Origin of the sequence: Curtobacterium sp. MCPF17_018 (genome assembly GCF_003234135.1) — a bacterium.
Lineage (GTDB): Bacteria > Actinomycetota > Actinomycetes > Actinomycetales > Microbacteriaceae > Curtobacterium > Curtobacterium flaccumfaciens.
Genome location: NZ_QKSJ01000014.1, coordinates 44782 through 63997, shown reverse-complemented (window position 1 = coordinate 63997; position 19216 = coordinate 44782). Strand labels below are relative to the sequence as shown.

19 protein-coding genes and 1 tRNA gene are annotated in these 19216 nt (G+C 71.4%); 9 read left to right on the top strand and 11 right to left on the bottom strand.

Annotated elements, in window-relative coordinates; translation table 11 throughout:
* Positions 1 to 54: 54 nt before the first annotated feature.
* Positions 55 to 1113 (bottom strand): amidase domain-containing protein, encoded by a 1059-nt coding sequence (locus tag DEJ27_RS14980; protein WP_181430170.1) that lies wholly within the window; start codon positions 1111 to 1113, stop codon positions 55 to 57.
* A 107-nt stretch (positions 1114 to 1220) separates the two neighbouring features.
* On the opposite strand from DEJ27_RS14980, the gene DEJ27_RS17835 reads away from it, so the two are divergent.
* Positions 1221 to 1604 carry a hypothetical protein gene (locus tag DEJ27_RS17835; protein ID WP_071405149.1) on the top strand — a complete coding sequence of 128 codons (384 nt, stop codon included), beginning with the start codon at positions 1221 to 1223 and terminating at the stop codon, positions 1602 to 1604.
* A gap of 169 nt (positions 1605 to 1773) precedes the next feature.
* On the opposite strand, the gene DEJ27_RS14970 is transcribed toward DEJ27_RS17835, so the two are convergent.
* From DEJ27_RS14970 to galU, 4 genes are all read right to left on the bottom strand, one after another.
* Positions 1774 to 1849: transfer RNA gene (locus DEJ27_RS14970), tRNA-Ala, on the bottom strand.
* Between the two features lie 73 nt (positions 1850 to 1922).
* Positions 1923 to 3023: a hypothetical protein gene (locus DEJ27_RS14965; RefSeq protein ID WP_111091307.1), complete on the bottom strand. Its 1101-nt coding sequence runs from the start codon at positions 3021 to 3023 to the stop codon at positions 1923 to 1925.
* A gap of 117 nt (positions 3024 to 3140) precedes the next feature.
* A complete protein-coding gene (locus DEJ27_RS14960; RefSeq protein ID WP_111091306.1) occupies positions 3141 to 3800 on the bottom strand; it encodes a GNAT family N-acetyltransferase in 660 nt (219 codons plus the stop codon).
* 88 nt (positions 3801 to 3888) lie between these two features.
* Positions 3889 to 4779: a UTP--glucose-1-phosphate uridylyltransferase GalU gene (galU, locus tag DEJ27_RS14955; RefSeq protein ID WP_027466560.1), complete on the bottom strand. Its 891-nt coding sequence runs from the start codon at positions 4777 to 4779 to the stop codon at positions 3889 to 3891.
* A gap of 115 nt (positions 4780 to 4894) precedes the next feature.
* On the opposite strand from galU, the gene DEJ27_RS14950 reads away from it, so the two are divergent.
* From DEJ27_RS14950 to mscL, 3 genes are all read left to right on the top strand, one after another.
* Complete coding sequence (locus DEJ27_RS14950) at positions 4895 to 5479, top strand: 5-formyltetrahydrofolate cyclo-ligase (protein WP_071244110.1); 585 nt, start codon at positions 4895 to 4897, stop codon at positions 5477 to 5479.
* Between the two features lies 1 nt (position 5480).
* Positions 5481 to 5771, top strand: coding sequence for an FmdB family zinc ribbon protein (locus DEJ27_RS14945; RefSeq protein ID WP_110862366.1), 291 nt, complete (start codon positions 5481 to 5483; stop codon positions 5769 to 5771).
* Between the two features lie 77 nt (positions 5772 to 5848).
* Entirely contained in the window at positions 5849 to 6343 is a 495-nt protein-coding gene (gene mscL / locus DEJ27_RS14940; RefSeq protein WP_111091305.1) for a large conductance mechanosensitive channel protein MscL, read from the top strand.
* A gap of 99 nt (positions 6344 to 6442) precedes the next feature.
* Here the strand turns inward: mscL and DEJ27_RS14935 are convergent, their stop codons facing one another.
* Together DEJ27_RS14935 and DEJ27_RS14930 are read right to left on the bottom strand one after the other, a co-directional pair.
* Positions 6443 to 7027, bottom strand: a complete 585-nt coding sequence (locus DEJ27_RS14935; RefSeq protein WP_110862368.1) for a CDP-alcohol phosphatidyltransferase family protein — start codon at positions 7025 to 7027, stop codon at positions 6443 to 6445.
* A gap of 311 nt (positions 7028 to 7338) precedes the next feature.
* On the bottom strand, positions 7339 to 11166 hold the full coding sequence (locus tag DEJ27_RS14930) for an ATP-binding protein (RefSeq protein WP_083404080.1): 3828 nt from the start codon (positions 11164 to 11166) through the stop codon (positions 7339 to 7341).
* Between the two features lie 184 nt (positions 11167 to 11350).
* Between DEJ27_RS14930 and DEJ27_RS14925 the strand changes: the two genes are divergently transcribed.
* From DEJ27_RS14925 to DEJ27_RS14910, 4 genes are all read left to right on the top strand, one after another.
* The gene (locus DEJ27_RS14925) at positions 11351 to 12223 is read left to right on the top strand and encodes a CoA ester lyase (RefSeq protein ID WP_027466565.1); all 873 of its coding nucleotides are present in this window, start codon (positions 11351 to 11353) and stop codon (positions 12221 to 12223) included.
* Positions 12224 to 12233: 10 nt separating this feature from the next.
* Positions 12234 to 12701 carry a DUF6264 family protein gene (locus DEJ27_RS14920; RefSeq protein ID WP_111091304.1) on the top strand — a complete coding sequence of 156 codons (468 nt, stop codon included), beginning with the start codon at positions 12234 to 12236 and terminating at the stop codon, positions 12699 to 12701.
* A 144-nt stretch (positions 12702 to 12845) separates the two neighbouring features.
* Positions 12846 to 14093 (top strand): FAD-dependent oxidoreductase, encoded by a 1248-nt coding sequence (locus DEJ27_RS14915; protein ID WP_110862370.1) that lies wholly within the window; start codon positions 12846 to 12848, stop codon positions 14091 to 14093.
* 82 nt (positions 14094 to 14175) lie between these two features.
* Positions 14176 to 15054 (top strand): aldo/keto reductase, encoded by an 879-nt coding sequence (locus tag DEJ27_RS14910; RefSeq protein ID WP_110862371.1) that lies wholly within the window; start codon positions 14176 to 14178, stop codon positions 15052 to 15054.
* Between the two features lie 91 nt (positions 15055 to 15145).
* On the opposite strand, the gene DEJ27_RS14905 is transcribed toward DEJ27_RS14910, so the two are convergent.
* On the bottom strand, positions 15146 to 15619 hold the full coding sequence (locus tag DEJ27_RS14905; protein ID WP_111091303.1) for a hypothetical protein: 474 nt from the start codon (positions 15617 to 15619) through the stop codon (positions 15146 to 15148).
* A 149-nt stretch (positions 15620 to 15768) separates the two neighbouring features.
* Here DEJ27_RS14905 and DEJ27_RS14900 point away from each other — a divergent pair, with 149 nt between their 5' ends.
* The gene (locus DEJ27_RS14900; RefSeq protein ID WP_111091302.1) at positions 15769 to 16734 is read left to right on the top strand and encodes an NAD(P)H-quinone oxidoreductase; all 966 of its coding nucleotides are present in this window, start codon (positions 15769 to 15771) and stop codon (positions 16732 to 16734) included.
* Here DEJ27_RS14900 and DEJ27_RS14895 read toward each other — a convergent pair.
* From DEJ27_RS14895 to DEJ27_RS14885, 3 genes are read right to left on the bottom strand one after another with little or no spacing between them, the layout of a single operon-like run.
* Positions 16731 to 17507, bottom strand: coding sequence for an amino acid ABC transporter ATP-binding protein (locus DEJ27_RS14895; RefSeq protein WP_111091301.1), 777 nt, complete (start codon positions 17505 to 17507; stop codon positions 16731 to 16733). The genes DEJ27_RS14900 and DEJ27_RS14895 overlap by 4 nt on opposite strands.
* Positions 17504 to 18382 carry an amino acid ABC transporter permease gene (locus DEJ27_RS14890; protein WP_110862374.1) on the bottom strand — a complete coding sequence of 293 codons (879 nt, stop codon included), beginning with the start codon at positions 18380 to 18382 and terminating at the stop codon, positions 17504 to 17506. Before DEJ27_RS14890 ends, DEJ27_RS14895 begins: the two co-directional genes overlap by 4 nt.
* 4 nt (positions 18383 to 18386) lie before the next feature.
* On the bottom strand, positions 18387 to 19208 hold the full coding sequence (locus DEJ27_RS14885; RefSeq protein ID WP_111091300.1) for an ABC transporter substrate-binding protein: 822 nt from the start codon (positions 19206 to 19208) through the stop codon (positions 18387 to 18389).
* Positions 19209 to 19216: the final 8 nt, after the last annotated feature.

The window sequence follows — 19216 nt, the reverse complement described above, 5'->3', positions numbered from 1 at the left end:
GCGCAGACCGCGGTACGACGCGCGAACGCCGGTGCTTTGCGGGCCGCGACAGCGCTACGCGTCGAAGGTGTGGAACCAGGCCGATCCACCGGGGTGCTGCACCGTGATCATCTCGTCGAGGTCGCGGTAGGGGCCGTCCTGGTTGTGGCTCGCCGACTTGATGCGGATGGTGCCGTCGGTCTCGGTGAAGACCTCGGACACGATGGTGGTGTGGTCCGGTGAGCCGTTGGCGTTCCAGTCGAAGAACACGATGTCACCGACCTTCACCTTGTCGCGCTCGTCCGACGAACGCCGGGTGAGCCCGAACTCGCCCGCGTTGTCCGCGAGCCAGGGGTCCATCGTCGGGCAGTAGGTCCACGTCGCGCTGTGTTCGGCACCGGCCGCCCGGTTGTACCAGTCCGACCGCTGCTCCCACCCACGGGCGATGAGCGTCTGGCTGACGTAGTTCGCGCAGTCGCCGCCGATGGGGTTCATCGTGCCGTACTCGGCGAGGTTGTAGTCCTTCCAGTACCGCATCGCGTAGGCGAGCTGCCGGTCGACGTCGGTCAGTGCGGCGTAGGCGAGGGTGGTCGAGGCGACAGCGCTGCCCGCAGCGGGCGTCGCGGCGGCGGTCGGCCTCGGCGATGCGGTCGCGGTGTCCTGGGTGGCGCCGCTCTGCCCGTCGTTCGCGGCGCTGCCGTTGCCGTCCGAGGACTGGTTCGCCGACGGGGTGGGTTCGATCGCGGACGTGAAGAGTGCGACGTCGGCGTCGCCGGCGGTGTACATCGCCTGGTGCGGGGCCGTGAAGGTCACCTTCGACGCGGTGGCCTGCACGTCACGCGCCGCGACACCACCGACGGTGACGCCCTTGACGGCGGCGAGTCCGGTCCCCGTCACGGTGACCGTGACGCCACCGGCGAGCGGGACCTGTGCCGGAGCGAGGGCCTTCGCGACGGGCCTCGCCGTCGTCGTCGACGTGTCGTCCCCACCACGGGAGCTCCCGCGCCCGCCGCCCGACCCGTTGCCCGAGTCGCCGCCCTTGTCACTGCCGGAGGAGCACGCCGCGACGGCGAGCCCGATCCCGGCGACGCCGGCGAGGGACAGGAGTGCGCGGCGGTTCATCGAGGCAGTCATGACACGACCAGCGTAAGCGACACCTCCGTCGTTCCGACACGGCATGATCGTCTTCGGGGGCGAGCGTCCTCCGTGTCCCAGCGGACCCGTTCGGAAGGAACACACACATGCCCGAGAGCCACGACTTCTTCGTCGCGACCGACCCCGAGACCGCCCGTGCACAGGTGCGCGAGGCCCTGTCCCGCGAGGGCTACACCGTCGACGACGCCGAGCAGGGTGCACTCCGTGCGACCCGCGGCAGCCTCGGCCTGACGCTGCTCATCGGCGGCATGGCGAACGACCGCACCTTCCACACCCGCCTGGACGTCCAGATCATGATCGCCCCGGACGGCCGCACCGTCGCCCGACTGCTGCGCGGCTCCGGCAAGTCCGCGATCAAGGGCGGAGCGCTCGGCATCTCGCGTGGCAACCGCGCCTTCGAGCAGGCCGCGAACGCGATCCACACCACCTTCGCGCAGTCCGGCGTGCTGACCGAGAGCATCGCGGGCTGACGCTCGGGGCGTCGCTGCTCCTGTCGGCGCGCTGACGGACGAAGGCCCGGTGCCAGCCGTCGTCGGGCCCCTCGTCCTTCAGGAGGTCACGTCAGCACACCCGACGGACAGCCCGACGACGGCAGAACGGCCCGGAACCTGTGGGTTCCGGGCCGTTCGTGTTGCTACCTGGTGGAGCTAAGGGGATTCGAACCCCTGACCTTCTCATTGCGAACGAGACGCGCTACCAACTGCGCCATAGCCCCAAGTGCTCGATCACATTAGCACCCTCGGTCGGCCCAGCCGAAATCGCCGGTGGCCCGTCGGGCGTGCCGCGGGTCAGACCGCGCGGCGCCGCCGCATGATCGCGTCGAGGTCGGCCTGCTGGTAGGCGTCGTCGTCGAGGACTCCCATGCCGGCCCACTTGCTCGGCGGACCGGCGGGAGCAGCGGGTTCGTCGGCAGCGGGAGCAGCGGTCACAGGACCAGCGGCAGCAGCGGGCGCCCGCAGCCCGAGCCGCTCGGCCAGACGACCCTGGTCGTGCGCGGACAGCGATGCCGCAGCTTCCTCGAGCTCGGGTCGCATCCGCGAAACCCGCGCCAGCGAGGGGTCGGACTCCCCCGCGCGGATCGCCGCCGCTTCGGCCTCGGCTTCCGCCTTGGCCGCGGCGACGCGCTCCTTCAACCGGGCAGCGAGTTCCGCCGACGACTCGGGCGATGCAGCCGGTGCTGTCGGCCGCTCCACGTAGAGGGGCTTGGGCACGTGGTTCGGGGTCCACGAGCGATCCGCAGCGGGCGCGGCGGGCTGCTCGGTCGACAGGGGCGGGGCCGGGTCCGTCCAGGCGGTGGACGGCCGGGAGGCGCGGGTCGCGCCCGTCTCGCCGGCCGCGAGACGCTGCTTCCGCGCCGTCGCCACCTGGTGCAGCTGGGCAAGGACCGCTGCGGACCCACCGGCGGCGACGAGTCCGGCGACACCGACGAGCCAGAGCGACGGTGCCGCGACGAAGACCACGAGGGCCACGACGATGCCGAGCGTGCCGAACAGGGTCGCCCCGAGCCGGGAACGGCGCATGCGCATCGCGGTCAGGGCCGGCACGGCGGACGCCCGCTCGAGCACCGGGGCCTGCTCGGCCAGGCGGCGGGTGATCTCACGCTGCCGCGCTGCCTCGTGGGCTCGGACGATGGCGGTGCGCTTGGCCTCTTCGGACCGGGCGACGCGCTGCGCCTGGGCGAGGGACTTCGCGTTCATCTCGATGCGGACCTCGTCCGGCAGCTCGGCGGTCTGCGCCAGGATCCGGAGGGTCTGCTGCAGCCGGATGGCGTTCCGCTCGGTGGCCAGGTACTGGCGGCGGGCGGCCCACGACGGCATCAGGTAGACGAGCCAGAGGACGGCCGCGACGAGCAGGACGATGCCGCCACCCCACGAGCCGATTCCTGCCATGCGAACACGGTAGGGGCGGCGGTTCCCGCGCCGCGTCATTGCCGGACGCGTGTTGCGCGTGTCGGGGCGGAATCTGCGGAAGGCGAGCCGCGCCTCCAGGCCGTCAGAGGCGGCCCGTCAGATGCGGGGCGTCGTGTCCAGCGGCATCGCCGCCTCGTCGCGTGCGGCGAGCGGCACGGTGCCCACCCCGTGAGGAACCTGCCCCTGGACCCAGCGCTCGAGGACGCCGCCGCGGACCTCTTCCGCCACCAGCGCGAAGCAGAAGTGGTCGCGCCAGTCCCCGTTGATGTGGATGTACCGGCGACGGAGTCCCTCGTACCGGAAGCCGAGCTTCTCTACGACGCGCAGGCTCGGAGCGTTCTCCGGCCGGATGCAGATCTCGATCCGGTGCACGCCGAGCGACCGGAAGCAGTGGTCGACGGCGAGGGCGACCGAGATCGGCGTCACGTTGTGGCCGGCTGCGTCCTCGACGACCCAGTAGCCGATGGAGGCACTCGCCAGCGAGCCGTAGGAGATGCCGGAGACGTTGAGCTGACCGACGAAGCGGCCGTCGAGCTCCATCGCGAACGGGAGTCCGAGTCCCGCGCGGGCGTTGGCCTGGAGCGCGCGGATGCTGCCCCGGACGTCGGTCGAGACGTGTCCGGAGGGGTTCGTGGCCTCCCAGGTACGGAGCCACGAGCGGTTCGTCGCGAGTGCCGCGTCGAGGTCGCGGGTGTCGCGGAGCCGGAGGGGCCGGATGGTGACCCGCCCGTGGGACAGGGTCGGGATCGTCGTCATCGCTGGGTTCCTCCGGGGTCCCGCCGCTGTGCGGGACGGGGTGTCCCGCCCGGGTCCGTGATCTGACGGACCCGAGCGGGATGGCCGACTATTCGCCCGCGTTGAACTCCTTCAGCCACGACTTGAGGTCGGGGCCGAGGTCATCGCGGTCCGAGGCGAGCTGCACGATCGCCTTGATGTAGTCGAGTTTGTCACCGGTGTCGTACCGGCGTCCACGGAACACGACGCCGTACACGCCGCCGGTCCACTCTTCGGCGCTCGCCATCTTCATGAGCGCGTCGGTCAGCTGGATCTCGCCGCCCTTGCCCGGCTCCTGCTTCTCGAGGACGTCGAAGACCTCGGGACGGATGACGTAGCGGCCGATGATGGCCAGGTTCGAGGGCGCCTCGCCCTGCGGGGGCTTCTCGACGAGCCCGGTGATCTTCACCACGTCGTCGGTGTCGGTCGGCTCGACCGTGGCGATGCCGTACAGGTGGGTCTGTGACTCGGGGACCTCGAGCAGGGCCACGATGGTGGCGTTCTTCTCGCCCTGGACCTCGATCATGCGCTGGAGCAGCGGGTCGCGGGCGTCGATGATGTCGTCACCGAGGAGCACGGCGAACGGCTCGCGGCCGACGTGCATCTTCGCGCGGAGCACGGCGTGGCCGAGGCCGAGCGGGTCGCCCTGCCGCACGTAGTGCATGTCGGCGAGGTCCGTCGACTGGTTCACCTTCTGCAGCTTCTCGTGGTCGCCCTTCTTGCGGAGGGTCTCCTCGAGCTCCGACACGTGGTCGAAGTGGTTCTCGAGCGCGTTCTTGTTGCGCCCGGTGATCATCAGCACGTCGGTCAGCCCGGCACCGACAGCCTCTTCCACCACGTACTGGATGGCCGGCTTGTCGACGACCGGGAGCATCTCCTTCGGCATCGCCTTGGTCGCGGGGAGGAAGCGGGTACCCAGCCCTGCGGCCGGGATCACCGCCTTCGAAATCTGGAAGCCCATGGTCAGACCGTATCCGATCCCCCTTTCGAGGGCATGTCGTCGCTCCGGGGGACACGGGACCCCGCGTGTTCCCGGCGGGAAGCCGCAACCGTACCCCCTCGGTAGACTCCTGCGCATGATCGCCGATCTCGGGAACGAGAAGCGCGCCCTGCGAGCCGAGCTCCGGCAGCGGCGGCGCACCCGGACCACGACCGAACGCGACGCGGACACCCAGACCCTGACCGCGACCCTGCAGCGCTTCGTCGAGGAACGCCAGGTGACGTCCCTCGCCCTGTACCTGTCCGCACCGGACGAGCCGAACGTCCGCCCGTTCCTGAACTGGGCGTTCGGGCAGGGCATCCGCGTGCTGCTGCCCGTCACCCGCGAGGACGGGCTGCTCGACTGGGCCGTGGGCGACGGCGAGAGCGAGACCGAGAGCCTGCTCGGCCTGCCCGAGGTGGTCGGCGAGGTCCTGTCCCCGCTCGCGATCAACGACGTCGACGCGATCCTCGCCCCGGCGGCGGCGGTCGGGCACGACGGCGTCCGCATGGGCTGGGGACGCGGCTACTACGACAAGACCCTCGGGTCCATGGCGAACCGTCCGCCCGTCTATGCTGTGATCTTCGACGCGGAGTACCTCGACGAGGTCCCGCGCGAACCCCACGACGAACCCGTTGACGGCATCATCACGCCGTCGCGCATCATCACGTTCCGGAGCTGACGTGCCCACCTACTCGTACCGTTGCACCGAGTGCGACAACGCGTTCGACATCAAGCAGTCCTTCTCCGACGCCACCCTGACGGAGTGCCCGGTCTGCGGCGGCGTCCTGCGGAAGGTGTTCTCTCCCGTCGGCGTGACCTTCAACGGTGGCGGCTTCTACCGCACCGACTCGCGCCCGGCCCCGAAGTCCGAGGGCTCGTCGAGCACCCCCGCGAAGTCCGAGCCGAAGAAGTCCGAGCCGGCGGGGAAGACCGAGTCGAAGCCCAGCAGCTCGAAGCCCGCCGCGTCCTGACGGGGTCTGCGCTCTCCGGATAGCTTGGGGCGCGTCGCCACTCGGCGGCCGTCCTCGACCCGGAAGGAGACCCTCGCATGAAGGGCTTCAAGGAGTTCCTGCTCCGCGGCAACGTCATCGACCTGGCCGTCGCAGTCGTCATCGGTGCGGCGTTCACCGCGATCGTCACCACGATCGTCAACGCCCTGATCAACCCGCTCATCGGTGCGGTGTTCAACGCGTCGAGCCTCGACGAGGCGCTGGTCGTCGCGATCCCCACGTTCTCCGGCGATGACGCAGAACTGAAGTTCGGCGCGATCATCGGCGCCGTCCTGAACTTCGTCATCATCGCCGCCGTCGTGTACTTCGCGCTCGTCGTGCCCGTCAACCACCTGAAGAAGGCGGCGTTCGAGCGCGCCAAGAACGACGAGCAGCAGACCCCGCAGGACGTGCCCCCGACCGACGTCGAGGTGCTGCTCGAGATCCGCGACCTGCTCCGCCCGCAGACCGGCGGCACCGCGAGCACGGGGGCGCACATCGCCCCGTCGAACGCTCCCGAGGGGCCCGGCATCGGCGGCTCGACGAAGCTCTAGCCTCGGGGCCACCGCAGGACACCGGTGTTCGTGCGCCGCACACCCGCAAACCGCGGTGCGCAGCGCGAACACCGGTGTTTGCGGAGACGGGCGCCCGCGTCAGGCGGCGGGGACCGCGCGGCGCTTCGCGAACATCGCGACGGCGTACTGGGCACCGGCGAGCACGTGGCCCGCGGTGCCGAGGTACACGAACACCAGGGCCACGACCCGGACCCAGGGTGCGTTCTCGTCGACGGTGTGCACCGCGGAGAACAGCAGCACCGGCAGCCCGACGAACAGCAGAGCCGAGCGGATCTTGCCCGTCCACGTGACGTCGAGGTCCGGGTTGCCGTGGAACAGCACGCTCGACAGGACGACGAGCACCAGGTCGACGAGCACGACGACGGCCACCACCCACCAGGGCAGCAGGCCGACGAGCACCAGGGACAGCACGATCGCGATGATGGCCAGGCGGTCGGCGACGGGGTCGATCGCCTTGCCGAGCTTGGACCCCTGGTCGAACTTCCGGGCGATGAAGCCGTCGGCCCAGTCGCTCACGCCGATCACGACGAGGGTGACGAGCGCCCACCCGGGGTGCCCGGCGACGACGAGGCCGATGAACACCGGGATCAGCACGAGGCGGAACAGCGTGATCAGGTTCGGCCAGGTCTGCCAGTCGGGGCGCTGCCGCGCGGTCTCAGTCATCACGGGCCAGGCTACCGGTTACCAATGTGGGGGGACGTCGCGCCGGAGCTGGTCGTCGTTCTCACCGTCGCGGTGCCGCGCCGGTTCCGGCGGTGGCGCCGGGTCGTAGCCCGCCACCGGCTGGGTGGTGACTCGTCTGCGGCGCCGCACCGGGCCTCCCGACAGATCGTCCGTCTCGCCTCCGTCGGCGGGCCGGATGGGAGGCGCGGCCGACGACGCGTCGTCGACCCGCGTCCACGTGCCCACCAGCTGGTCCGTCTCCGGCGTCACCGGCCCGGCGGGCCGCGAGGCCCGGCGGCTCGGCCGAGACGTCATCGCCGGGCGGGGATCGGCGGGATCGAGATCTCCTGCGTGGCGCCGCGGTCGACCCCGAGCACGGCGGCGACGGTGTCGGCGACGCGGTCCGGGTCGGAGAACAGCTGGAACGCGTGCACGCGCACGTAGTGCCAGCCCAGTCGGCGGAGCACCTCGGGACGCAGGCGCAGGGACTCACGCAGCGATCCCTTGACCAGCGACGCGTCGGTCTCGATCGTGACGCACACCCCGCCGTGCGCGGCGACGAGGCCGAGCTTGCCGCGGTGTCCGAGCGCCACCGGGATGCCACGCATCTCGAGGCGCCGGGCCAGGTCGACGAGCAGCGGGTCGGAGTCGTCCGGCACGTACTCGGCGGTGGTCCGGGCACGCACCTCGGCCAGGATCTCGGCGAGGGCGACGGTGCCGTGGCCCATGCGCTCGGCCTCGATGTCCGACGGCTGGAAGCAGGTGACGATGACCATCGAGCGACGCGCGCGGGTCATGGCGACGGCCAGCAGCCGCTCGCCACCGGGCTTGCCGAGCGGACCGAAGTCGCGCAGCACGCGGCCGTGCGGGGTGCGGCCGTAGCCGATGGAGAACACGACGCGGTCGCGGCTCTGCGCCACCGACTGCTCGAGCGTCGCCACGATGAACGGCTCGGCACGGTCGCCGATGACGAACTCGGTCAGGTCCTTGTGGCCCTGGGCGGCGGTCAGCACGGCCTGCTCGACACGCACAGCGTGCTTCGCCGAGGCCGTGATGACCATGAGCGACTCGGTCGGACGGGTGCGGGCGTGGTCGATGACGAGCCGGACCACGCGGTCCACCTCGGCGTCGACGCTCTCGACGGCACCGGACTCGGGGTCCGGGACGGCCTTGCCGTCGCTGACGTAGTCGAGCGCGATCGAGCCGTGGCCGAGGAACGAGCCGGCCCACGGCAGGGACTCGATCTTGCCGCCGTAGAAGCGACGGTTCACGAGCTCGGCGAGGTCCTCGCCGCCGGCGCGGTACGACCGCGACAGCGACAGGGTCGGCAGCAGGGTGGACAGCTTCGCCAGGGCGGAGTCGGCGTGGAACGCGTCGAGCGTGCCCTCGTCGACCTGCAGTGCCCGGTGCTCGGGGTCCACGGCGATGCGGAACGGCGACGGCGTCTGGGTGACCGGGTCGCCGAACACGACGGTCTGCCGGGCACGACGGACGGCTCCGACGGTCTCGGCGATCGTCACGGCGCCGGCGTCGACCAGGATCACCGTGTCGAAGGGCATCGTGTCGGCGATCTGCGGCACCTCGTACGGGCTGGCGAGCCAGACTGGTGCGATCGACCGGGACAGGTGCGGTGCGGAGTCCTGCAGCAGGCGCGACGTGATCGCGCCGTCGCGGAGCTGGGTCTTGAGCGCCGTCGCTTCTTCGGGCCAGTCGACGAGACCGACCTTCCAGTTCTCGGCGAGCTGCCACGCCAGGCCCTGGGAGACCCCGGCCGCGTGGGCGTCGTCCACCAGACGGAAGTCGGCCTCGACCCGGTCGAGCATGTCGGTGTTCGCGCCGAGCAGTGCCCGGTCGGACTCGAGCATGGTCTCGAGGGCGGACTGCCACCAGGCGAGCTCGAGCTCGGCCGGCACCTGCACGTCCGGCACGTGCCGGTTCGCCAGGTCGGTGATGAGCGGCTCGAGCTGCAGGTCGCGCAGGGTCTGCATGAGTTCGGTGCGCTCCTGCAGGTTGTGCAGGACGTCGGACTCGGCGGCGAGCTCGGCGATGGTCGGGACGAGCTGGTCGACCGGGGTGTTCGCGAGCTGGCGGTCGCGCTCGGTGCGACCCAGCGGCTCGTCGAGTCGCGCGAGGTCCTCGGCGACGTTCGAGAACAGCACCTGGACGTCGGCGATGCCCGTGGGCACCTCGGGGTTCACGCCGGCGGCGACGTAACGCTGCCAGAGCACGCGCTGCTGCTGGACGCGGGTCAGGGCCTCGTGCAGGTCGGACACGTGCACGCCCGGTCGGACGTACTCGCGGGCGAGCTTCTTGAGCCGGCGACGGTTCGTCGACGACATCGGAGCGCCCTCGCCGCGGGGGGCGGTGGCGGCCACGAGCTCGGACACCGACCGGTCGAAGACCACCGGCAGGAAGCGGTCGAGCGTGTCGCGGATCTCGGTGAGCAGGCGCAGGTAGATGCCGAGCTCGTTGATCGTCGTGAACTGGCGCATGTGCGTCGAGCTCACCAGGTCGTGGGCGCGGCGGAGCAGGGTCGGCAGACCGTCGGCGTCGAGGTCCTTCGCGATGCGGTGCGCACGCTGGGCACCGTCGCTCGAACCGAACTTCGCGCCGTACCAGGGCGAGTCGTCGGGGCCGTAGCGGAACTCACCGAGGTTCGCGGCGCTGACCATCGTCTCGGCGACGCGCGAGCGGCCGTCGACCATCGAGGCGACGGACTGCTTCGACAGGCGCGCGGTGGTCGACGGGGCGACGGGCAGCAGCGACAGGCGCGACAGCTCCACCAGGCAGTCGAGCACCGAGACGCCGAAGTCGGGGTCCTTGCGGGTGAGCGATCCGCGGTAGTCCTTCAGCACCTTGCGCAGGCGGACCAGCGCGTCGTCGACCTCGCGGAGGTTCGGACGCGCGGCCTTCTCGTTCCGGGCGATGGCACGGACGACGTCGCGGCGCAGGGTCGACGGCGTGACCGCGACCCCGGGCAGCTGGACCTCACCGAAGCGGGCGGCGATGCCCCGCAGGGTGGCGCGGCGCGGGCTCACGACGAGCACGCGCTTGTTCGCGGCGACCAGGCCGCCCAGGGCGTTCACGATGGTCTGGGTGCCACCGGTGCCGGGCAGGGTCTTCACGACGATGGAGTTGCCGGCCGTGATCTGCGCGATCACGTTCTCCTGCTCGTCGTCGGCGTCGAGCAGGAGCGTGTCGGTCTCCGGGCTGCGCTCGTCCGACGGGGTCTGCTCGACCGGGTGGTAGGACTGCTCGACCTGCCACTTCGCGCTCGGGTTGCCCGCCAGGGCGTCGAGCACGGGGTGCGACAGGTCGCCGGTGTCCTCGACCATGCCGGTCGCGACCTCGGCGAAGGTGGACACCACGAGTCGGGCGTGCACCGAGAAGCCGGGGATGTGCGCGGTCAGGCCACGCAGGCGGTCGATGACGGGGTTCGGCGTGAAGGAGCCGTCCTGCTGCGCGAGGGCCACGAAGGACTGCGCGTCGAGGATGACCCCGAACTGCTCGTGCAGCGCGTCGGCGAGGCCCGGGTTGAGCACCGGTTCGCCGAGCAGGCGCACCTCGAAGTCGCGTCCGTGCCGGCGGATCGCCAGGGGGCGCAGGAGCACCGGGCCGCGGAACTGCTCGTCGCCGTGCTTCCAGTCGGCCATGCCGATGCCGAGCTTCACGGCGTCGATGCCGCGCACCGTGGCCAGCTCGGTGCCCTTCGCCTCGACGTGTCCGGCGGCCACGCGGGCGGCACGGAGCGCCACCTCGTCGCGGATCAGGCTGGACAGCAGGGTCGTCTTGCCGGTGATGAACTGCGCGAGACCGCCCGGGTGGGTGGTCGAGAGCTCGATGCGGGCGCGCGGGTGGTCACTGAAGTGCGTGAGCGGGCTCGTGCCACCGACGCCGGTCAGCTGGGTGCGCCAGCCGTCCCACGTCGGTTCGGCCGCGTTGCCGGCCTGCAGCCGCGGGTCCCCCAGGCTGATCGCCTGCGGGCTCGTCATCTGCAGCTCCGGGCGGAGCGTGCGGTCCGGCTCGTCGTCGGTCCGTTCCTGGTCCACGTCCTGCTGCTCGTCTCGATCGTCGTCGGGGCGCGCGCGGGCACCCTCGACGGGGACGTCGTCGTTCACGTCGTCCTCACCGTCGGTCACCCTGTCCGCTCGCCACACATCCGACACTGTAGGCGGAACCGGACGGCCTCTCTGGCAATGAACCGAGGTTTCGGGGTTTCCGCACGGACGCGACCGTCGTCCGACCCGACGTGTGGCGCGTCCGACCCGGCGTGCGGCGCGTCCGATCCGACGGCGGCCCCGTCCGGTGTGGTACCAACGGGGCATGGCCATCGACGACCGCACCACTCCGTCCGCCCCCACGCCGAACCGGCGTCGATCGGTCCCCGCCGAGATCTCACGGTCGTGGCTGCTGGTCTCCGGCACCGCCACCGACCGGTTCGACAAGTCCCAGCGCTCCCGCGCCGACCAGATCATCCTGGACATCGAGGACGCGGTCGACCCCGCCGCGAAGCCCTCGGCCCGGCAGGGCGTCGCCGCCTGGCTCGCCGGCGGCGGCGAGGCCTGGGTGCGCATCAACGACGTCACGACGGACTTCTGGGCGGACGACGTCGAGGAGCTCCGCGGCCTGCCCGGTCTGCAGGGCGTCATGCTCGCCAAGACCGAGTCCCCCGCCCAGGTCACCGACACCTGGCACCGGCTCGGCGGCCAGACGCCGGTGATCGCCCTGGTCGAGTCGGCCCTGGGCATCGAGGAGTCCGTGTCGATCGCCAAGGCGCAGGGCGCGTTCCGCCTGGCCTTCGGTTCCGGTGACTACCGCCGCGACACCGGGACCAGCGCCGACACGCTCGCGATGGCGTACCCGCGATCGAAGCTGGTCGTCGCCTCGCGCGTCGGCGACCTGCCGGGTCCGATCGACGGCCCCACGGTCGGCTCGTCACACCCGATCCTCCGCGAGCAGTCGCAGGTGGCCGTGTCGCTCGGCCTCACCGGCAAGCTCTGCCTGGACACCGAGCAGCTCCCCGTCATCAACGAGGTCATCTCCCCCACCCCGACCGACGTCGCCTGGGCGCAGGACTTCCTCGACGACTTCGAGGCCCGCGGGCGGGTCATCCGCGACGGTTCCGACCTGCCGCGGCTCGGTCGGGCGCAGAAGATCCAGCGGCTCGCACAGGCGTTCGGGGTCGAGGCGCGGTAGGACTGCACGCATGACCTGGTCCAACGTCCCCGGCCCTCCGCCGCAGTCCTCCTCCGGCCCTACGGACGCGCAGCGCGCGGCGTGGGAGCGCGGTGGCACCACGCTGTTCCCGCCGGCGAAGCTCGCCGACCGGATCTCGACGGTGCTGCTCCTGGTGTTCGGCGCCGTCATGACCGCGATCACGGCGGTCGTCGGCATCGTCGCGATCGCCTCGGCCAGGGCAGAGTGCGACGCCTCGGCCGGGTGCACACCCGGTGGGTACTTCGGTGGCGCGGCCATCGCGGTCGGTGGCGCCTTCGTCATCGGGGTCGCCACGATCGTGCTGTCGATCGGCGCGTGGATCCGACGGAAGCCGTCGTGGTGGATCGCGGCGATCGGCTTCGTGCTCGCGATCGTGGTCATCGCCTGGGGCGGGGTCGTCTTCGCGAACGCCGTCGACAGCGGTTCCGGATCGTCGTCGGTGTCCGCCAGCGCCTGACCGGCGCGCAGCGACACCACCCATCCGACCGGACACCGGTCGTCCGACGCGTGTCGGGTCGGAGAACGCGTGGGGGTTCCGGCCTGGAGGCGCGGGTCGCGGCCGCCACGCGCCTCCGGTCCGTACCGGGGTAGCGTCCCGGGCATGGTGACGGTGTCGCGGACAACGGTCGCGGTGGTCGGTGGCGGCCCCGCAGGGGTCGTCCTCGGGCTGCTGCTCGCCCGCGCCGGCGTCGACGTGCGCGTGCTCGAGCGGCACGACGACTTCAACCGGGACTTCCGGGGCGACACGGTGCACGCCTCGACCATCCGGCTGCTCGACGAACTCGGACTCGGTGCACCGTTCCGGGCGTTGCCGCAGTCACGCCTCGACGACTTCTCGCTGCCGATGCCCGACGGCTCCCGGCTGCTGCTCGGTGACTTCTCGCGTCTCGCGCCCCCGTACGACCACGTGGCGATGGTGCCGCAGTGGGACCTGCTCGACCTGCTCGTGACCGCCGCCCGTGAGGAACCGTCGTTCCGCATCTCGATGGGCGGGGCGGCGACCGGACTCATCGAGGAGAACGGGGTCGTGACCGGGGTCCACCTGCGGCCGAGGGACGGGACCGACGAACCCGGGGAACTCCGCGCCGACGTCGTGATCGCCTGCGACGGGCGGAACTCGGTGCTGCGTCGCGCCGCCGGGCTCGTGCCGCGAGCGTTCCGGGTGCCGTTCGACACCTGGTGGTTCCGGTTGCCCCGGCACCCCGGGGACGCGGCGAGCGCCCTCACCCCCGCGTTCTCGGACCGGGACGTGCTGCTGAGCTTCCCGCGGCCGGAGTACCACCAGGTCGCGTACTTCGCGCCGAAGGGTTCGGACACGGCCCTGCGCGCTGCAGGGGTGGCGGCCTTCCGTGCCCGGGTGGCGCGGCTCCGGCCGGACTTCGCGGACCGGGTCGACGCGATCGCCTCGATGGACGAGGTGCACGTGCTCGACGTCCGGATGGACCGCCTGCGCCGGTGGTGGCGCCCGGGTCTGCTCTGCATCGGGGACGCCGCGCACGCGATGTCGCCCGCCGGCGGGGTCGGCATCAACCTCGCGGTGCAGGACGCGGTGGCGACCGCGACGATCCTGGTGCCGGCGCTCCGACGCGGGCTCCGCGGTGGCGGCCTCGACCGGGCGCTCGCAGCCGTCCAGCGTCGTCGGACCCCGCCCGCCGCCCTGGTGCAGGCCGCGCAGGCCGTGCTGCACCGGGTCGTGTTCGAACGGGCCTTCGCCGGGCACCTGCAGGACGGTCCGCCGCTGCTCCCGGTGCTGCTCGCGCGCTGGGTCCCGCCGGTCCGGGGCCTCTACGCCCGCGGCATCGCGTTCGGCCCGCTGCCGGAACACGCGCCGGCGTGGGCTCGTCGGTGACGAGGGGGAGGCTCGACGGTGCGGGCGCCTCGTCGGTGCGGGAACTGGGCGTCACCCTCGGGGCCGGGCGCATGCTGGGCCGATGAAGCAACGAGTCATCGGAGACGTGTCCGTCAGTGCCATCGGTCTGGGCGGGATGCCCATGTCGATCGAGGGCCGGCCGGACGAGCGTCAGTCCATCGCCACGATCCACGCAGCGCTCGAGAACGGTGTCACGCTCATCGACACCGCCGACGCGTACCACCTGGGCGGCCACGACGAGGTGGGGCACAACGAGGAGCTCATCGCGCGGGCCGTCCGGGAGTTCCACGACGACACCTCGGACGTGCTCATCGCGACGAAGGGCGGCCACCTGCGTCCCGAAACCGGCAACTGGGCGCAGAACGGGCACCCGGAGTACCTGAAGGAGGCAGCGAAGGCCTCGGCGAAGCGTCTCGGTGTCGAGTCCATCGGGCTCTACCAGTTCCACCGCCCCGACCCGGCCGTGCCGTACGCGGACTCGATCGGGGCGCTCGCCGAGCTGCTCGACGAGGGCGTCATCCGGATGGCGGGCATCTCGAACGCCGACCCGGACCAGATCCGCACCGCGAACGAGGTGCTCGGCGGACGCCTGGCATCGGTGCAGAACCAGTACTCACCGAAGTTCCGGTCGAGCGAGCCGGAACTCGAACTGTGCGACGAGCTCGGCATCGCGTTCCTGCCGTGGAGCCCCCTCGGCGGCATCGGGAGCGCGGCGGACCTCGGCACGGCGTTCGAGGACTTCGCGTACATCGCCCGCGACCGCGGGGTCACCCCGCAGGTCATCGCCCTGGCGTGGGAGCTGCAGAAGAGCGACGTCGTCGTACCGATCCCCGGTGCGTCGCGACCGCAGTCGATCCTGAACTCGATCACGGCGCCGACCGTGCGGCTGCGGCCGGAGGACGTCGCACGCCTCGACGCCTCGCAGCCCGCGGCCGTCTGACGCCCGTTCCCCCGGGGAAGCACGGCGCCCCGCCGCTCCTGTGACCGGAGTGGCGGGGCGTCGTGGTGCGTGGGGCGGGGCGTGAGCCCGCTCAGCTCTTGGCGGGGCAGACCGCCGAGACCTGGTCGAGCGTGGTCTGTACGTCGGACTGGGCCTTCTCGACCTCGGCGGAGTCCTCGGCCGCGCCGGAACGGATGGCGGAGCTGTAGCCCTTCGCCGCGCCGGAGAAGTCCTCGAACGTGTCGTGCACCTGCTCGTTCGAGACCTTCGTCAGTGCCGAGTCGATGCGCTGGACGAACTCGTCGACGAGTGCCGCACGGGCTTTCGGCTCAGCCGGGGCAGAGCTCGAACCCTGCTCCTTGAGGAACGACGCGAGTTCGTTCTCGAGCAGGGAGCAGGCTTCTTCCTTGGTCTGGGCGGGTGCTGCGGCGGCGGTCTTCGAGGCCGACGGTGCGCTGGACGAGCCCGAGTCGCCACCGGACGAACCGCCGTCGCCGCCCGAGCAACCGGCGAGCAGCGTGAGTGCGAGGCTGGCGGTGGCCAGCGCGATGAGCTTCTTGGGCATGGTGGAGAGTCCCCCTCGATCTGTCCGCACTCCCCCGGATGAGGTGCAGATCCGTCGTCGAGCGTACAGGGAACCTCCACAGGGAGACCGGCGGCGGTTGTGCGCGACCGGCAGCCGGCCGGAGGCATGCGGCGCGTACCGTCGAGGGCATGCGAGCCATCACGTTCGACGACGCTTCCATGTCCGTCACCGACCTGCCCGACCCCGAACCCGGCACGGACGAGGTCCTGATCGAGGTCGCCGCGGCCGGCGTCAACAACGCCGACCTGCAGCAGCGCGCCGGGAACTACCCGCCGCCGCCCGGGGCGTCGGAGATCCTCGGGCTCGAGGTCTCCGGCACGGTACGGGCCGTCGGTGCGGGCGTCACGACCGTGGCGGTGGGCGACCGGGTGTGCGCGTTGCTCTCCGGCGGCGGGTACGCGGCACTCGTGGTCGCGCCGGTCACCCAGGTGCTGCCGGTCCCCGAGGGCGTCGACCTGGTCGAGGCGGCCGGTCTGCCCGAGGCCGCCTGCACGGTCTACTCCAACATCGGCATGCTCGCCGGGCTCCGCCCCGGGCAGACCCTCCTGGTGCACGGCGGAACGGGCGGCATGGGGTCGCACGCGGTGCTGTGGGCGAAGGCCCTCGGTGCGACGGTGATCGCGACGAGCGGCGGCGACCGCAAGGTCGCCGCGTCCCGTGACCTCGGCGCCGATCTGGTCATCGACCACCGCACGGAGGACTTCGTGGAACGCGTCCTGGCGTTCACCGACGGTGTCGGCGTCGACGTGGTGCTCGACGTCGTCGGACCGTCCTACCTGGAGCGGAACCTGCGTGCCCTCGCCCCGAACGGGCACATCGCGGTCATCGCCTCGGGCAGCGGCCGCACCGCCGAGCTCGACTTCGGTGTGCTGATGCGGAAGCGCGCGACGATCAGCGGCACGACCCTGCGCGCACGGCCGCTCGCCGAGAAAGCCGACATCGTCGAGGCGGTCCGCTACAACGTGTGGCCGCTGGTCGCCGACGGCCGGGTGCGCCCGGTCATCGACTCGGTGCTGCCCCTGGCCGAGGTCGAGGAGGCCCACCGCCGCGTGCGCGACGGCGAGGTGATCGGCAAGGTGCTGCTGACGCCCTAGGCGTGCACGCGGGCGAGGAACTCGACGAGCGCCGGGTGCTGCGGGTGGTCGAGGACGTCGGCGGGGGAACCCTGTTCGACGACCTCGCCGCGGTGCAGGAACACGATCCGGTCGGCGACGTTCCGTGCGAAGTGCATCTCGTGCGTCGTCATCAGGATCGTCGAACCCTGTCGCTTCAGCTCGGTGACCAGGTCGAGCACCTCGCCGACGAGCTGCGGGTCGAGGGCGCTCGTGACCTCGTCGAGCAGCAGGAGTTCCGGGTCCGACGCGATCGCCCGGACGATGGCGACGCGCTGCTGCTGCCCGCCGGACAGGCGGTCGGGGTACGCATCGGCGAACGAGGCGAGCCCGATCCGGTCGAGCAGCCGTCGAGCAGTGTCCTCGGCCTGGGCCCGTCCGATGCCGTGCACCTGGCGGGAGGCGAGCGTGACGTTGTCGAGCACGCTCATGTGCGGGAACAGGTTGAACTGCTGGAACACCACGCCGATGCGCGCCCGCACGGCGTCGACGGCGATGCGCGGGTCGGCGATGTCCGTGCCCTGCAGCAGGATCTCGCCGTCGTCGATGCCCTCGAGCAGGTTGACCGTCTTGAGCAGCGTCGACTTGCCGGAGCCCGAGGCCCCGATGACGCAGATGACCTGGTGGCGGTGGACCGTCAGGTCGATCCCGCGCAGGACCTCGTGCTCGCCGAAGGCCTTGCGCAACCCGCGCAGTTCGAGGACCGCGGCGTCCGCACCGGACGCACCACGGGCCTCCAGGCCGGCCTCGCTCATACGGTCCCTCCGATCTGCTCGCGCCGCTGCTGGCGACGCGCGATCGCGTCCGTGACGCGGATCAGCGGCAGGCTGATCACCACGAACAGCAGTCCGGCGACGAAGTACGGCGTGAAGTTGTAGGTCTCGGCCTGCGCGATCTGGGCGGAGCGGACCGCATCGACGGCACCGAGGATCGACACCAGACCGACGTCCTTCTGCATCGACACGAAGTCGTTCATCAGCGCCGGCGTGACCTTGCGGATCGCCTGCGGCAGCACCACGAGCCGCAGGGTCTTGGCGTGCGACAGTCCGAGCGACCGGGCGGCCAGACGCTGGGAGGGGTGCACGGCCTCCATGCCGGCCCGGAGCACCTCGGCGATGTAGGACGAGTAGGTCAGGGTGATCGCGATCGTGCCCCAGACCTCGGCGGGGAGCCGCGGGAACACCCCGAGTCCGGGGATGCCGTAGCCGACCAGGTAGAGCACGATGATGAGCGGCAGACCGCGGAACAGGTCCGTGTAGCCGGTCGCGAGCATCCGCAGCGGGAAGAACACCGGGTTGCGCAGGCCGCGGACGACCGCGAGCAACGTGCCGAAGACGGCGACGCCGATGGCACTGAAGAACAGGATCCGGACGTTCAGCCAGAGGCCCAGCAGGATGTCCGGGAACGTGTCGACCGCGGTCTCCGGGTCGAAGAACGACTGCTGCACCGCCGCCCACCCGGGGGTGTTCACGACGCCGAAGTACACGACGGCGAGCACGACCAGGGTGGAGACGACCGACACCACGACGGAGCGACGGCCACGCTGGCGACGGTAGAGCCGACGCTCGAGCTCGACCTGGCTCGGCGCGGGTGCGGCGACCGGGGTGCCGGCCCCTGCTGGCAGGGTCATCCGGTTACTTCAGGACCGGCGTACCGGTCTCCGACGACAGCCACTTGGTCTGCAGGTCCTGCAGGGTGCCGTCGTCGTCGAGGGTCTTCAGGGCCTTGTCGACCTTGCTCGTGAGCTCCGAGTCCTTCGGCAGGACGAAGCCGAACTCGTCGCCCTTGCCGTCGGACGGGAACTGCGCGGACACGGTGCCGTCGTCGACCTGCGCCGAGGCCATGTAGAAGGCCGTCGGCAGGTCGGTGACGATCGCGTCGATCTGCCCGGACTTGAGCGCGAGCACGGCGTCGTCGTTGGAGTTGAACACCTTCGGCGTGACCCCGAGGACGTCCTTGACGCTCGCGATGCTCGTCGAACCGGTCGCGACGCCGATGGCGTCCTGCTTGAGCGCGGCGATGGTGGTGTCGTCGGCGGCCTTCGACCCGGACGTCGTCACGACCGCCTGGGTCGTCGTGTAGTAGGCGCTCGACATGTCGACGGCCTTCTTGCGCTTCGCGTCGATCGAGAACTGCTGGACGTTGAGGTCCCAGTCCTTCGGGCCCGGGGCGATGGCGCTGTCGAAGGTGCTGCGCTTCCACACGACGTCCGACTCGCCGTAGCCCATCTCCTTCGCGACCGCGTACGCCACGGCGGACTCGAAGCCCTTGCCGGACTCGGGCTTGTTGTCCTCGATCCAGGGCGAGTACGCCGGGTCGCCGGTGGCGATCGTGAGCTTGCCGTCGGTCACGGTGCCGTCGGCGTTGCCGCTGCCCCCGGCGGAGCAGGCCGACAGGGCGAGGGCGGCGACCGCGGCGGTGGCGACGGCGAGGGTGAAGCGGAGGTGACGGGTCACGGTCGGGC